This is a genomic window from Acidovorax soli, from assembly GCF_900107605.1.
GTDB classification, from domain to species: Bacteria; Pseudomonadota; Gammaproteobacteria; order Burkholderiales; family Burkholderiaceae_C; genus Acidovorax; species Acidovorax soli.
Map to the genome: position 1 here is coordinate 65523 of NZ_FNQJ01000007.1, position 14682 is coordinate 80204.

Genomic DNA, 14682 nt, shown 5'->3' on the forward strand with positions numbered 1-14682 from the left:
CTGCCACCGGGCACAGGCACGGCGGCAGGGCATCAGGGGCGAAACTTCGGCGGGCTGGAGTGACCGCAAGGGCCACGCCAGCGAGACATTCATCCCGGGTTCGGGTGAATTACCTGCGTTGCAGGTGGTTAATCAGCCTTGAAGTATATGAATTTGGTGTTTTTGAGTCAAAACACCGGTTATTTTCAATGTGATAATCGCGAGCGCGGGCACAAACCGATGAGCGCCCCCGCATGCCCCGGGATATCGGTCGGCCCTTTCCGTTATAGGTGTCCTGGTGCTATTAAAAAAATAGCTGCCAGCGCTTTATCTATAGACGCTGGCAGCCGATTGCATTCAAGGCCAGAATTTAATGCCTGTCGTGGCTGCTGTTGAGCAGCTTGTCGGTGTAGGCAATGGCCAGTGCGCTGGCCAGGAAGACCACATGGATGATGGTCTGCCACATCAGCACCTTCACGTCGTAATTGGCGGCGTTGATGAAGGTCTTGAGCAGGTGGATGGAGCTGATGCCGATGATCGACAGACCCAGTTTCACCTTCAGCACCGAGGCATTCACATGTCCCAGCCATTCGGGCTGATCGGGGTGGTCGTCCAGGCCCAGCCGGCTCACAAAGGTTTCATAGCCGCCCACGATCACCATGATGAGCAGGTTGGAGATCATCACCACGTCGATCAGCGCCAGCACGACGAGCATGATCACGGTTTCGTTCAGTGCGGTGATCTGCACCTCGGGCTTGTAGCCGATGCTGGTGATCAGCGCCTGCAGCGCCGTCTGGCTGCCGAACACGGCCTCGACCAGGTGCCACAGTTCCAGCAGGAAATGCCATACGTACACGGCCTGCGCCGCAATCAGCCCGAGGTAAAGCGGCAACTGCAGCCAGCGGCTGGCAAAGATCAGCGCGGGCAGCGGACGCAGGGGAGACGGGGCTTTGGGCGTGGGCGTGGACATGAAGGCCTGTGCAGGAAATGAAATGAGGCCAGATTTTAGGTGGTGCACGGGTGCACAGGCTGTAAGCTGAAGTCCGTCAGTGGCTTGTAAGTGGGGTGGCAGACAGTACCGCCCAGTTCCATCAGACCCAGGAGACAACACCATGAGTTCGCCCAATTCCTCGATCGAGTCCGTGCTGGTTGAAAACCGCGTTTTCCCGCCCTCGGACGCGATTGCCAAGGCCGCCCGCATTTCGGGCATGGCGGGTTACGAAGCGCTGTGCGCCGAGGCCGAGAAGGATTTCGAGGGCTTCTGGGCCCGCCTGGCGCGCGAGAACCTGCAATGGACCAAACCCTTCACCCGCACCCTGGATGAGTCGAACGCGCCGTTCTTCCAGTGGTTTGCCGACGGTGAACTCAACGCGTCGGCCAATTGCCTGGACCGCCACATCGGTACCCCCACCGAGAACAAGACGGCCATCATTTTCGAAGCCGACGACGGCGCAGTGACCCGCATCACCTACAAGGAACTGCTGGCCCGCGTGAGCCAGTTTGCCAACGCCCTCAAGGCCCATGGCGTGGGCAAGGGCGACCGGGTGCTGATCTACATGCCCATGACCATCGAGGGCGTCATCGCCATGCAGGCCTGCGCGCGCATCGGCGCCACGCACAGTGTGGTGTTTGGCGGCTTCAGTGCCAAGGCGGTGCACGAGCGCGTGATTGACGCCGGCGCCGTGGCCATCGTCACGGCCAACTACCAGATGCGTGGCGGCAAGGAACTGCCCCTGAAGGCCATCATCGACGAAGCCCTGGCCACCGGCGGCTGCGACACGCTGCGCCATGTGTTCGTGTACGAGCGCACTCCCACGGTGTGCAACATGGTCGAGGGGCGCGACAAGACCTTTGCCCAGGCACTGGCCGGCCAGAGCACCGAGTGCCCACCCGTGGCCGTGGGCGCAGAGCATCCGCTGTTCATCCTCTACACCTCGGGCTCCACCGGCAAACCCAAGGGCGTGCAGCACAGCACGGGCGGCTACCTGCTGTGGGCCAAGCTCACCATGGACTGGACGTTCGACCTGCGCCCCGACGATATCTTCTGGTGCACGGCCGACATCGGCTGGATCACCGGCCACACCTACGTCACCTATGGCCCGCTGGCTGCGGGCGCCACGCAGATCATCTTTGAAGGCATTCCCACCTTCCCGAACGCCGGGCGTTTCTGGCAGATGATCGAACGCCACAAGTGCTCCATTTTCTACACCGCCCCCACGGCCATCCGCTCGCTCATCAAGGCGGCCGAGGGCGACGCGGCGGTGCACCCCGCGCGCTCCGACCTGTCGAGCCTGCGCATCCTGGGCAGCGTGGGCGAACCCATCAACCCCGAAGCCTGGATGTGGTACTACAAACACGTGGGCGGCGAGCGTTGCCCCATCGTGGACACCTTCTGGCAGACCGAAACCGGTGGGCATGTCATCACGCCGCTGCCCGGCGCCACGCCCCTGGTGCCCGGCAGCTGCACGCTGCCACTGCCCGGCATCACCGCCGCCATCGTGGACGAAACGGGCAACGATGTGGCCAATGGCGCGGGCGGCATCCTGGTCATCAAGCGACCCTGGCCCAGCATGATCCGCACGATCTGGAACGATCCCGAGCGCTTCAAGAAGAGCTACTTCCCCGAAGAGCTCAAGGGCTATTACCTGGCTGGCGATGGCGCCGTGCGCAGCGCCGACCGCGGCTACTTCCGCATCACGGGCCGCATCGACGATGTGCTCAACGTGTCGGGCCACCGCATGGGCACGATGGAAATCGAATCGGCCCTGGTGGCCAAGACCGACCTGGTGGCCGAAGCCGCCGTGGTGGGGCGCCCCGACGACGTGACCGGCGAGGCCATCTGTGCCTTCGTGGTGCTCAAGCGCTCGCGCCCGACCGGCGAAGAGGCCAAGCAGATTGCCAACGAGCTGCGCAACTGGGTGGCCAAGGAGATTGGCCCGATTGCCAAGCCCAAGGACATCCGTTTTGGCGACAACCTGCCCAAGACCCGCAGCGGCAAGATCATGCGCCGCCTGTTGCGAAGCATCGCCAAGGGCGAAGCCATTACCCAGGACACCTCAACGCTGGAGAATCCGGCAATTCTGGATCAATTGGCCCAGACCAATTGATCCAGAAGGCGCCGCAAGGCGCCGGCGCGTAGCGCTTGCCGGATTCGGGGTCACTCATATCGCGCAGCGATGTGATGCGACCACAAAATCCTCGCCGTTCGGTCGCTGCGCATCATCGAAGCGGCTGACCCATTGATCCAGAAGGCGCCGGCACGCGGCGCTTCAGCAAACCCCTCCAGTCCTGCGACGACAGCACATTGCCGGTCGCTTCGAGGTTTCCGGCGCGGGTGGTGCAGCCATGAGGTACAACACGGCATCTGCTCCCCCGCGATCCCGGCTGGGGCGGCACTTGTCCCAAGGAGTACCCCCATGCAAATGCGATCGACCATCCTGCTTTTTATCGTGCTGGCCATCGCTGCCCTGGCCGCCCTGAATTGGGGGCTGCTGGCAGCTTCCACGCAGGTGTCATTGGGGTTGATGACCTTTGAGGCCCCTTTGGGCTTGCTCATGCTGGGCCTCACCACCCTGCTGGGCGTGTTCGGTGTGGCCTACGTGCTTTCCCTGCAGGGCTCGGTGCTGATGGAAGCGCGTCGCCACTCCAAGGAGATGCAGGCCCAGCGCGAACTGGCCGACAAGGCCGAAGCGTCGCGTTTCACCGAGCTGCGCAGCTTCCTGGAGGCACAGCATTTGAAATCCCATGCGGATATGCTGGCACGCCTGGACGGCCTGGAGTCGCATTTGATGGCAAGGGCCGAAGAATCCGACAACACCACGGCTGCCTGCGTGGGCCAGCTGGAACATCAACTGCGGGGGCGTCCCGGCACCAGCGTTGTCTGACATGGTGCGCGACGCGCGTTGTGCGCCGCAAAAACGTGGCGATGGGTGCGTGTGCTACCCAAAACAATGGCCGCGCTTTCCATGGAAAGGCGCGGCCAGAGGATGCAAAGCGTTCGGCTTCGCAGCGGGAATGGGTCGAATTACTTCTGCGTCAGAACCCAGGCGGCCAGCTTCTTGGCGTCTGCTTCATTGACCTGGGTATTGGCAGGCATGGGAACCGGACCCCACACGCCAGAGCCACCCTTGATGATCTTGGCTGCCAGCTTGTCCGCAGCGTCCTTCTGGCCGGCGTACTTGGCGGCCACGTCCTTGTAGGAAGGGCCAACCATCTTCTTGTCAACAGCGTGGCAGGCCATGCAGTTCTTCGAGGTGGCCAGTGCCAGATCGGCCATTGCGGGAGCTGCCACCGACAGTGTCATGGCAAGAGTGATCAGGGTACGCTTCATGGTGGGGTTTCCTCTGGTTGAGTTACAGTGCTTTCAACGAAATTGTAGTGATTCGGGTTGACATTTCCATGCCTTTTGTCAATTCATTCATCGGATTTGTGTTTTTGGAGTTCATCATGTACCTGTTAGGCCTGGGGCTCTTCCTGGCGTTGTTGAAGTACCTCGAAATCGGGCCGGTGGCCGCGTGGTCGTGGTGGTGGGTGCTGTCACCGTTTGCCATCACAGCCCTGTGGTGGGCCTGGGCTGACGCCACGGGTTACACGAAACGCAAGGCCATGGAGAAGATGGACCAGCGCAAGCAAGACCGCATCAACAAGCACAAGGAAGCGCTGGGGATCCAGCCGCGCAAGCCGCGCTGACGCTACCGGTCGCAGCTAAAACGCCCGGGGACAAGGGGGGGCCGCGGGCGTTTTTCGTTTGAGCGGCTGTTGAGGCTCAATCCACCATGCTATCGGCCAACACACCGCCTCCGAGGGCTTGGTAGAGCGCCACGGCGTCGCCCAGCAGGGTGCCGCGTGCCGCGACATGCGCGGCACGCGCCTGCAGCCAGGACTGCTCGGCTGCCAGTGCGGCGGGCTGGGCGCTATAGCCGTGGCGCAGTTGGGACTGGGTGAGATCCCTCGTGGTCAGGCTGACCGTCTCGCTTTCCTCGGCCATGCGCAACGCCCGCGCATCCGTATCGAGTGCATAGAGCGTGTTGGCCACGTCCTGGAAGGCCGAGAGCACGGCGCCGCGGTATTTGGCGGCAGCCGCATCGAGTCCGGCTTCGGCCGCGCGTTGGTGCGCCTGTAGCGAGCCCCCAGCGAAAAGCGGCTGCAGCAGGTTGGCGCCGAGCCCCCAGGTGGTGTTGCCGGCCGCGAACATGCGGTCGAAGCTCGTGGCTCCGCCACCAAGGGCCGCCGTAATGGACAGTTGCGGCAGCCGCGCCGCCTGGGCTATGCCGATGGCGGCGCTTGCCTGCTGCACGTCGGTCTCGGCGGCACGCACGTCGGGTCGCTGCTCCACGAGCGCAGAGGCCACTGTCTGGGGCAGCTCGGGCAGCGTGAACGCCGAAAGGTGGGGCACCATGGGCGCCGCGTCGGGCGTGCGGCCAGCGAGCGTGGCCAGCAGGTTGCGTGTCTGCTCCAACTGCTTGCGCAGTGGCGGCAGGGCCTGTTGAAGCTGGACCAGCAGCGTCTGCTGTGTGGCCACGTCGAGCCCGCTCGCGTAGCCGTTGCGCTGCTGCAGCCGCATGTGCCGCAGCTGTTCCTGGGCGGCCAAGATGGCCTGCTCGATGAGTGCGCTCTGCTCGGCGAACATCGCAGCCTGGAGCATCCCGCCCGTCACATTGCTCGCAAGTGTGAGCCGCGCGGCCTGCAGCTGCAGCCGCTGGCTTTCCTCGGCCGCTTGCAGGCCTTCGACCTGGCGGCGGTTGCTGCCGAAGATGTCGGGTGTGTAGCTTACGCTCAGCTGCGCCGTGTGGTAGGTGTAGAGGGTGTCGCCGCTGTTGAGCGGGGGCGACAGCGACTGGCCCACGTTCTGGCGCGTGCGGCTATAGCTGGCCTGCACTGTGGGGTAGAAGAAGCCGCGTTGGGCGATGGTGTTCTGGCGCACTGCGCGCAGGGTGGCCTGCGCTGCCTCGATGGTGGGACTGTGATCCAGGGCCTCTTGCACCAGGTCATCGAGTTCGCGCGAGCCGAAGGCTTTCCACCACTGGCGTTGCACGGGCCCCGCCGTGCCGGCCGTGGCCAGGGGTTCGCGGGTGAGCGTATGGGGCGCGGGCACAGAGGGCCGCACATAGTCGGGGCCCACGGCGCAGCCCGTGGTGGCCAGGGCCGACAGGCCCAGCAGGCCAATGAACAGGCGCCTGTCCGGCGATTTCAGATTACGCGTGCGCACGATTGCCTCCCAGACCTTCACGCTTCTTGGCGAATTTCACCCGACGTAGAACTGCCAAGCGCAGTGCCGGCACCACGAGCAGCAGGAACAGCGGGCCGATCAACATCCCGCCCACCACCACGGTGGCCAGGGGGCGCTGCACTTCGCTGCCGATGCTGTGCGACATGGCTGCGGGCAGCAGGCCGATGCAGGCCGACAGCGCCGTCATCAGCAGCGGTCGCATCCGGCTGCGGTAGGCCTCCTCCATGGCTTGGAGGTGGTTGTAGCCGCGCGCGCGCAGGTCCCTGAAGTAGCCGAGGATCAGGATTCCGTCCATGACCGACACGCCCAGCAGCGAGATGAAGCCGATCACGGCTGAGATGCTCAGCACCTGTCCCGTGAGGTACAGCGCCAGGATGCCGCCGAACACCGTGAACGGCACGGATGCGAGCGTCAGCAGGCAGTAGATGAAGTTGTTGAACAGCGCATAGAGCAGCGCGAGCACCAGGATCACCGCCACGGGGATGGCGATCATCATGCGCGCCTTGGCCTGCTGCAACGCCTCGAATTCGCCCGCGAAGATGATTCGGTAGCCTTGGGGAAGGCTGACTTCGTGCGCCACGCGGCGCTGGACTTCAGAGACGGTGCTGCCCAGGTCGCGGTCGCGCGCGCTGAACTTGATGGGGATGTAGCGCTCGTTGCTTTCGCGGTAGATGTAGGTCGCACCGGTGTCGAGGGAGATCGTGGCCACGTCCGACAGCGGGATGTACGAGGTATTGCCCCCCGCCGTGGTGTAGCCCACGCGCAGAGCGCGCACTGCTTCGGGCGTGGCGCGGTCGCCCTGCGTGAAGCGCACCGTGAGGCCGAAGCGCCGGTCGCCTTCGAGCACCGTAGTGGCCTCGACGCCGGCGAGCGCGGCCTGGATCGCGTTGGCCACGTCTCCCGTGTTGAGCCCGTAGCGCGCGGCGCGTGCGCGGTCGATCTGGATGTTCATGTTGGGCTGGCCCAGGATGTGGAACACCCCGAGATCGGCCACGCCGTCGATGTGCGTCATCACCTCATAGACCTGCGCGGCCAGTTTCTCCAGCGTGGCGAGATCGGGCCCGATGATCTTCACCGAGTTCGCGCCCTTCACGCCCGAGAGGCCCTCCTGCACGTTGTCCTGGATGTACTGCGAGAAGTTGAAGGTCACGCCGGGGAACTCGGCCTCGAAACGCGCCTGCAGCTCGCGTACCAGTCGTTCCTTGGTCATGCCGGGGCGCCACTTCTCGAAGGGCTGCAATGGCGCGAACAGCTCCACGTTGTTGAAGCCCGATGCATCGCTGCCGTCGTCGGGCCGGCCATGCTGCGAGACCACGGTGATGATCTCCGGGTACTCCTTGATCATCTGCCGCATGCGGTTGGCCTTGTCGCGGCCCGCCTCCAGCGAGATCGTGGGCGGCATGGAAGCGCGGATCCACAGGTTGCCTTCTTCCAGTGCGGGCAGGAACTCGCTGCCCAGGCGGCTGGCCATGAAGCCGCCGGCCACGAGCGCCAGCAGGCCGATGACGAGCGTGGCCCGCGTGTGGTTGAGCACCCAGTGCAAGGCGGGGCGGTAGGCGTTCTGGATTGCGTGGACGATGAAGGTCTCCTTCTCCTCCACCTTCGCCGGCAGCAGGTAGCTGGCCAGCACGGGTGTGATGGTGAAGGTGGCGATCAGCGCTCCCGCGAGTGCGTAGCCGTAGGTGCGCGCCATGGGGCCAAAGATTTGGCCTTCCACCCCCTGCATTGCAAACAGCGGCGTGAATGCGGCGATCGTGATGAAGGTCGAGAACAGCACCGAGCTGTCTACTTGCGTGCCGCTCAGGTAGATCATGCGCAGTCGCGAGGTCCAGCCGTTGCTGGGCTGGGTGCGCGGGCCGTCCGGCCCCTGCGCCATGGCGCGTAGCAGCGAAGCGCGTATGGGCACGGGCCGCTGGAAGTTGCGGAACACGTTCTCGACCAGGATCACCGCCGCATCGACGATGATGCCGAAGTCCACCGCCCCGAGCGAGAGCAGGTTGGCCGACTCCCCTGTAAGCACCAGCATCATGATGCTGAAGAACAGTGCAAACGGGATGTTCACGCTCACGATCACCGCGCTGCGCAGGTCGCCAAGAAACACCCACTGGATGAAGAACACCAGCAGACAGCCGAAGATGAGGTTGTGCAGCACTGTGTGCGTGGTCACGCCCACGAGCACCGCGCGGTCATAGTAGGGCTCTAGTTTCACGCCCTCGGGCAGGGAGCCGTCTGCGTTGATCTTCTCCACGGCCGCCTTCACGCGCGCGATCACGTCGCTGGTGTGCAGCGTGCGATTCATGATGACGACACCCGTGACCACGTCGTTCTGCAGGTCTCGGCCGGCCTCGCCCAGGCGCGGCACCGTGCCGGGGGTGATGCGTGCCACGTCCTTGACCTGCGTGGGAAGGCCGTTCTTCTGGCCCACCACGATGTTGGCGATGTCGTTGATGTCGCGCACCAGCCCCAGGCCCCGGATGTTGACCGACTGGTCGCCCACGCTGATCGCGCGTCCCCCCACGTTGAGGTTGGCGTTGCCGATGGCCTGGATGAGGCTTTGCAACGTGACGCCATGGGCCTCGAGCTGCTTGGGGTCGGCCTCGACGTGGTATTCCTTGGTTGTCCCACCCCAGGTCACTACCTGCACCACGCCGGGAACGGTGAGCAGCCGGCGCTGGATCACCCAGTCCTGCAGCGTGCGCAGATCGGTGAGGCTGTAGGTCGAGGGGCCCTTGACCTGGTAGCGCAGGATTTCACCGACCAGGCTCGATGCCTGGATCTGCGGCTGCACGCCATTGGGCAGGTTCACGTTGGCCTGCAGGTTGTTAGCGATCTGTGTCAGCGCGAAATAGTAGTCCGTGCCGTACTTGAACGTCACGCGCACGAACGACAGGCCATAGAACGAGGTGGTGCGGATGTTCTCGACATCGGGCGTGGTTGCCAGACCCACCTCCATGGGGCGCGTGTAGTAACGCTCCATTTCCTCGGCCGACATGCCGGGAGCCTGGGCCGTGATCTCGAGGATGACCGGAGCGGGGTTGGGGTAGGCCTCGACATTGAGCTTGGAAAAGGCGAGCAGGCCCAGGCCAAGAAAGGCCAGCAGGGCGAGCACAACGATGGGCCTTCGCGAGAGGACGAAGGCCAGCAGGGGACGAAACACGGGTATCTCCTTGGTTCAGAGAGGCGCTTATTGCGCTTCGGTTTCGTAGAGGCTGGAGAGGAACAACGCGTTGTGGCGCGCGATGCGCTCGCTGCCGACCAGCCCCTCGGTAATCTGTACCAGACCGCTCGTGGTCTGGCCGCGCGTGACCTTGCGGCGCGTGAAGCGCGGGCCGCGCTCGTCACTGCCTTCCGCGATCCAGACCACGTCAGCGCCATTGCCCTCGCGCACCACGGCCTCGGCCGGTACGGCGACCGAGCTTTGCGGCGCAGCGACAGTGAACTGGAAGTCGGCCGTCATCTGCGGACGCAGCTCGCGCCGCGGGTCGGCCACTTCGGCGCGCACCACGAAGCGGCGGCTGTCGGCATCGATGCTGTCGCCTACGTAGGAAACCTTGCCCGCGAACACCTTGTCCGGCCAGGCCTGTACGCGCACCTGCACCGGCTGGCCCACGCGGTAGTAGCTGAATTCCGACTCGGGCACATTGGCCACCATCCACAGTGTGCGCAGGTCCGATACCGTCACTGGCGCGGGGTCGCTGCCGGGCTGCACCAGCAGGCCGGGTTGGGCGGCGCGTGCTGTGACGCGGCCGGCGATGGGACTCTTCACCGCCACTTCTTTGTCCACCTGCCGTTCGCGCTCGATGCGCGCGATGTCCGCATCGGCCAGGTCGAACAGGCGCAGGCCCTGTCGCGCCGCGTCGTAGGCGGCTTGGGCCGATTGCTGGTCGGTCTGCGCCTGCTGGAGTTCCTTTTGCGGGATGCTGTTTTCCTGGGCCAGTGCACTGGCGCGGCGCAGGGTCTCGTTGGCCGAGCGCAGCGTGGCGGCGGAAGAGATCAGCGTGGACGCGGCCTGTGCCCTCTCGGGCACCGCGACCGTATAGAGCGTCTGGCCTGCCTTCACATCGTCGCCGGCCTTGACCAGCATCTGCGCGATACGGCCTTGCTGGGCTGAATGCACGCGTGTGGTGCGGTCCTGGTTGAAGTCTATGATGCCGATGGTGCGGCGCAGGTTTTCAAACTGGTGCTCTTGCGAGGTGCCCACGTCGAGGGCTGCGGCCTGGTCAGGGGCCACTCGCACGACGTCGGTCTGCACCTTGCCGGCTATGGACACGGGCTGGGTGTCTGCGTCGGCCTTGGCGTTGTGCGTGCCAACGGCCCAGATGCCACCGGCCACGGCAGTGAAGACGGCAGCTAACGCCACCCAGAGGAGGGCGCGTGGGCGAAGCGGCGCCGATGAAGATTGTTGTGTAGCAGCCATATGACCACGTTCCTTAGAAATTGCACGCACCGGTACCACTTCCGGATACCTTGTCACGGTGCTGAGCAGTCTAGGCAACCCAAGCTTTACGTTGGCTTTACGTAGGGAAATATGTGCCGTGTTGCCGTTGCGGCAACAGGCGCTAGTGGAGCGCGGAGCGCGGCAGATCGATGTCGAAGCAGGTGCCGGTACCGCCCGGCCCGACGCGCACGCTGAACTTGCCGCTCATGCGCTCGACCACACGCTGCGCGATCGACAGGCCCAGGCCCGAGCCTTCGGGTTGGCCGTGTTCGCCACGCCAGAAAGGCAGCAGCATCTGGGCGCGCGTAGGCGCATCGAGAGCCGGCCCGTCGTCGATCACGCGGATGTGGACGCTGCTTTCCTGAGCCACCACGTCCACGGCAACATGTGGTCCGCCGTAGCGCAGTGCGTTGTCGATGAGGTTGGAGATCACCTCGCCCAGCAGCGTGGGCGAGCCGTCCACGCTGCAGTCGCCAGACGACGGGGTCTGCCTGGGCGCCGCCAGCGCCTTACCTGCGGCCGTAGCCGGGCCCTGCCAGCGCTGCGTGACCTGAAGGGCCACGCTGGTGGCGTCGAACACCTGGTTTTCGACCTGCGTCTCTTCTTCGGCCCGCGCGTAGGCCAGCAACTGGCGCACCATGCGCGCGCCGCGCGTGGCCACCTCGTCGAGCTGCGCCAGCACCTCGATGTCCATGGGCTGCATAGGGTCCGCGCGCTGGATACGCCGCATATCGTCCACGAGCAAGCGGATGCCTGCCATGGGCGTCTGCAGTTGGTGCGCCGCATCGGCGACGAAACGGCGTTGCTCGTCGATCGAGGCCTTGAGCCGCTGAAGCAGCGCGTTGGTGTGTTGCACCAGCTCTCGCAGCTCCTCGGGCACTTCTTCCACGCTCAAAGGCGACAAGTCGTTTTCGCCATGCTGCACCACGAGGGCGCTGATGTGCCGCGTGGTGGCCAGTCCGTGGCGGATGCCGTAGTAGAGCAGCGGAATGATCACGAACCCGGCCAGACCCGCGGGCAGAAAGATGGCCAGCGCGATCTCGTTCGTGACCTGCTGGCGCTTGGCTTTGGACTCCGCCACCACCACCCAGGCGGACTCGTCGCCTGAGGTGGGCTGCATGCGCAACGCCACGGCGCGCAGCATCAGGCCGCCCTCGGCCGCGTGGTTGAAGAACAGCGGTGTGTCGGGCGGCGGGGGCGTTTCGGAGGAGGGCAGGGGCAGCACGAGGTCACCCACCAGCTTGCGGCCCGCTGCGGTGCGCACCGTGTAGTGGCTGCGCGAGAGCGAGTCGAACACCAGCGAGTCGGCCGTCTCACGGCTTGCGACGAACTGTACTTCGCCGTTTTCCCAGCGTAGCTGCGCTGCGAGCGCGCGTGCATCGTCGGCGAGCAGGCGGTCGAAAGACTGGTCGGTGGTACGCCCAGCGAACTGGTAGGCCGCACCCGTGGCCACGATGGCCGAGGCCACCCAAAGGCCCACGAGCGGCATCAGTAGCTGGCGCCACAGGCTCGCGCGCAGCCAGCGCGGGGAGGGCGAGGCGCCGGATTTTGCTGTTGTGCTCACCGCACCTCCAACGCGTAGCCTACGCCGCGCAGGGTGACGATATTGACCCCCGCGCCAGCGAGCTTGCGCCGCAGCTTGAGCACGTAGATTTCCACGGCGTTGGCGCTGAAGTTCGATTCCCAGCTAGACATGGTCGAGATGATGCGACTCTTGGGCACGGCCGTGCTGGGCGAGGCCATGAGCAGTTCCACGAGCGCCGCCTCGCGCGGACTCAACGGCAGCCGCTCGTCGCCATTGCGCAGCTCGCGTGTGTCGGTGTTGAAACTGAGGGCGCCGGCCACGAGCAGGTTGCTGCTGCTGCCCCGGCGGCGGCGCGCGATGGCACGCAACCGCGCTACGAGCTCCTCGGGTTCGAAAGGCTTGGCCAGATAGTCGTCGGCCCCATCGTTGAGTCCCCGCAACCGGCTTTGCAGGCCATCGCTCGCGGTGAGAATGACGACAGCCAGGTCCTTGCCTTGGGTGCGCCAGTTGCGTAACACCTCGAAGCCTCCACGGCGCGGCAGTCCGAGATCGAGCACGGCCGCGTCGTAGTGCTCGGTTGCGGTGGCCGTGAGCGCGAATTCGCCATCTGTCACGGCATCGACCTGCCAGCCCTCGGCCTGCAGCATACGGCTGAGCCCCAGGCGCAGGGCAGGGTCATCCTCGACGACGAGTACACGCATCAGCCCCGGTCCTTTGCTGTCTCAGAAGTGGTCCAGCACCGCACCCTTGCTGGCGCTTGATGCATTGAAAGCGAACTTGGCTAGCACACCGCGCGTGTAGCGCGGAGCAGGAGCTTTACAGGCGGCGCGGCGCTTGGCGATTTCTGTTTCACTCACGTTCAGCTCCAGCAGCAGCTGGCGTGCATCGATGGTGATGCTGTCGCCTTCGTTGACGAAAGCGATTGTGCCACCCGCAGCGGCCTCGGGCGCCACGTGGCCCACGACCATGCCCCAGGTGCCGCCGGAAAAGCGGCCGTCGGTGATCAGGCCCACGCTCTCGCCCAGGCCGGCGCCGATCAGTGCGCCGGTGGGGGCCAGCATTTCAGGCATGCCGGGGCCGCCTTTGGGACCCAGGTAGCGCAGCACCATCACGTCGCCGGGCTGAATTTTGCCGTCCAGTATGGCCTGCAGGGCCGACTGCTCGTCGTTGAACACGCGGGCCGGGCCGGTGATCACAGGGTTCTTCAGGCCGGTGATCTTGGCCACGGCGCCCTCGGGGCTGAGGTTGCCCTTGAGGATGGCCAGGTGGCCTTGCGCGTACATGGGGTTGCTGACAGGGCGGATCACGTCCTGGTCGGCTCGCGGCTGATCGGGCACGTCCTTGAGCACTTCGGCAATGGTCTTGCCCTCGATGGTGATGCAGTCGCCGTGCAGCAGGCCGGCGTTGAGCAGCACTTTCATCACCTGCGGGATGCCGCCGGCGCGGTGCAGGTCCACGGCCAGGTATTTGCCACTGGGCTTGAGGTCGCACAGCACGGGGGTTTTCACACGCACACGCTCAAAGTCGTCGATGGTCCATTCCACGCCGGCCGCGTGCGCAATGGCCAGAAAGTGCAGCACCGCGTTGGTCGATCCACCGACGGCCATAATGACAGCCACGGCGTTCTCGATGGACTTCCTGGTCACGATGTCGCGCGGCTTGATGTCCTTCTTGATGGCCTCGATCAGCACCTTGGCCGATTCCTTGGCCGAGTTCATCTTCTCGTCGTGCGGGTTGGCCATGGTGGACGAGTAGGGCAGGCTGATGCCCAGGGCCTCGAACGCGCTGCTCATGGTGTTGGCCGTGTACATGCCGCCGCACGAGCCAGTGCCGGGGATGGCGCGCTTTTCGATTTCCTTCAGGTCGAAGTCGCTGAGCTTGCCCGCAGCGTTCTCGCCCACGGCCTCGAACACGCTCACGATGTTCAGGTCGTGGCCCTGGTAGTGGCCGGGCAGGATGGTTCCGCCATACACATAGATGGCGGGCACGTTGGCGCGCAGCATGCCCATCAGGCCGCCGGGCATGTTCTTGTCGCAGCCGCCCACCACCAGCACGCCGTCCATCCACTGGCCGCCCACGCAGGTTTCGATGCAGTCGCTGATGACTTCGCGGCTCACCAGGCTGTACTTCATGCCTTCGGTGCCCATGGCCATGCCGTCACTGATGGTAGGCGTGCCGAACACCTGGGCGTTGCCACCAGCTTCCTCGATGCCCTGGATGGCGGCATCGGCCAGTCGTTGCAGACCGCTGTTGCACGGCGTGATGGTGCTGTGGCCGTTGGCCACGCCCACCATGGGTTTCGAAAAATCGCTTTCTTCGTAGCCCATGGCGTAGAACATGGATCGGTTCGGCGCACGCGATTTGCCTTGCGTGATGTTGGCGCTGCGGCGGTTGATGGGTTGGATGGGAATGGTTTTTTGGGCTGTCATGGGTCGTCTCACGGTGGGATGGGTAGGAAGTGGGCTGGGCCAGTTTGAACCCGTCAGGGGTGGGGTTGAGGCCGCCGTGTCC

Annotated in this window: 11 protein-coding genes; 3 read left to right on the forward strand and 8 right to left on the reverse strand. The window is 64.8% G+C overall.

Annotation, left to right across the window (positions count from 1 at the left end):
* Window positions 1–349 precede the first annotated feature (349 nt).
* Window positions 350–949, reverse strand: a complete 600-nt coding sequence (locus BLW02_RS07520) for a TIGR00645 family protein (protein ID WP_092697737.1) — start codon at window positions 947–949, stop codon at window positions 350–352.
* A gap of 142 nt (window positions 950–1091) precedes the next feature.
* Between BLW02_RS07520 and acs the strand changes: the two genes are divergently transcribed.
* Both acs and BLW02_RS07530 read left to right on the forward strand, forming a co-directional pair.
* On the forward strand, window positions 1092–3086 hold the full coding sequence (gene acs, locus BLW02_RS07525) for an acetate--CoA ligase (protein ID WP_092697738.1): 1995 nt from the start codon (window positions 1092–1094) through the stop codon (window positions 3084–3086).
* 309 nt (window positions 3087–3395) lie between these two features.
* Entirely contained in the window at window positions 3396–3863 is a 468-nt protein-coding gene (locus BLW02_RS07530; protein ID WP_092697739.1) for a Signal transduction histidine kinase, read from the forward strand.
* Window positions 3864–4003: 140 nt separating this feature from the next.
* Here BLW02_RS07530 and BLW02_RS07535 read toward each other — a convergent pair whose 3' ends face one another.
* Window positions 4004–4309, reverse strand: a complete 306-nt coding sequence (locus BLW02_RS07535; protein ID WP_092697740.1) for a c-type cytochrome — start codon at window positions 4307–4309, stop codon at window positions 4004–4006.
* 116 nt (window positions 4310–4425) lie between these two features.
* Here BLW02_RS07535 and BLW02_RS07540 point away from each other — a divergent pair, with 116 nt between their 5' ends.
* Window positions 4426–4668, forward strand: coding sequence for a TIGR04438 family Trp-rich protein (locus tag BLW02_RS07540; RefSeq protein WP_026435704.1), 243 nt, complete (start codon window positions 4426–4428; stop codon window positions 4666–4668).
* A 76-nt stretch (window positions 4669–4744) separates the two neighbouring features.
* On the opposite strand, the gene BLW02_RS07545 is transcribed toward BLW02_RS07540, so the two are convergent.
* From BLW02_RS07545 to ilvD, 6 genes are all read right to left on the reverse strand, one after another.
* Window positions 4745–6187 (reverse strand): efflux transporter outer membrane subunit, encoded by a 1443-nt coding sequence (locus BLW02_RS07545; protein WP_092697785.1) that lies wholly within the window; start codon window positions 6185–6187, stop codon window positions 4745–4747.
* Window positions 6174–9365: an efflux RND transporter permease subunit gene (locus BLW02_RS07550; RefSeq protein WP_092697741.1), complete on the reverse strand. Its 3192-nt coding sequence runs from the start codon at window positions 9363–9365 to the stop codon at window positions 6174–6176. The genes BLW02_RS07545 and BLW02_RS07550 overlap by 14 nt, the downstream gene beginning before the upstream one ends.
* A gap of 27 nt (window positions 9366–9392) precedes the next feature.
* The gene (locus BLW02_RS07555; RefSeq protein WP_092697742.1) at window positions 9393–10625 is read right to left on the reverse strand and encodes an efflux RND transporter periplasmic adaptor subunit; all 1233 of its coding nucleotides are present in this window, start codon (window positions 10623–10625) and stop codon (window positions 9393–9395) included.
* A gap of 142 nt (window positions 10626–10767) precedes the next feature.
* Window positions 10768–12210, reverse strand: coding sequence for a sensor histidine kinase (locus tag BLW02_RS07560; RefSeq protein WP_139285336.1), 1443 nt, complete (start codon window positions 12208–12210; stop codon window positions 10768–10770).
* A complete protein-coding gene (locus BLW02_RS07565) occupies window positions 12207–12872 on the reverse strand; it encodes a response regulator transcription factor (protein ID WP_092697744.1) in 666 nt (221 codons plus the stop codon). The genes BLW02_RS07560 and BLW02_RS07565 overlap by 4 nt, the downstream gene beginning before the upstream one ends.
* 21 nt (window positions 12873–12893) lie before the next feature.
* Window positions 12894–14600, reverse strand: coding sequence for a dihydroxy-acid dehydratase (gene ilvD, locus BLW02_RS07570; RefSeq protein WP_092697745.1), 1707 nt, complete (start codon window positions 14598–14600; stop codon window positions 12894–12896).
* Window positions 14601–14682: the final 82 nt, after the last annotated feature.

Bases quoted from the DNA above. Each gene is read 5' to 3' on its own strand.
- BLW02_RS07520 (WP_092697737.1), bottom strand. From the start codon at position 949: ATGTCCACGCCCACGCCCAAAGCCCCGTCTCCCCTGCGTCCGCTGCCC.
- acs (WP_092697738.1), top strand. From the start codon at position 1,092: ATGAGTTCGCCCAATTCCTCGATCGAGTCCGTGCTGGTTGAAAACCGC.
- BLW02_RS07530 (WP_092697739.1), top strand. From the start codon at position 3,396: ATGCAAATGCGATCGACCATCCTGCTTTTTATCGTGCTGGCCATCGCT.
- BLW02_RS07535 (WP_092697740.1), bottom strand. From the start codon at position 4,309: ATGAAGCGTACCCTGATCACTCTTGCCATGACACTGTCGGTGGCAGCT.
- BLW02_RS07540 (WP_026435704.1), top strand. From the start codon at position 4,426: ATGTACCTGTTAGGCCTGGGGCTCTTCCTGGCGTTGTTGAAGTACCTC.
- BLW02_RS07555 (WP_092697742.1), bottom strand. From the start codon at position 10,625: ATGGCTGCTACACAACAATCTTCATCGGCGCCGCTTCGCCCACGCGCC.
- BLW02_RS07565 (WP_092697744.1), bottom strand. From the start codon at position 12,872: ATGCGTGTACTCGTCGTCGAGGATGACCCTGCCCTGCGCCTGGGGCTC.
- ilvD (WP_092697745.1), bottom strand. From the start codon at position 14,600: ATGACAGCCCAAAAAACCATTCCCATCCAACCCATCAACCGCCGCAGC.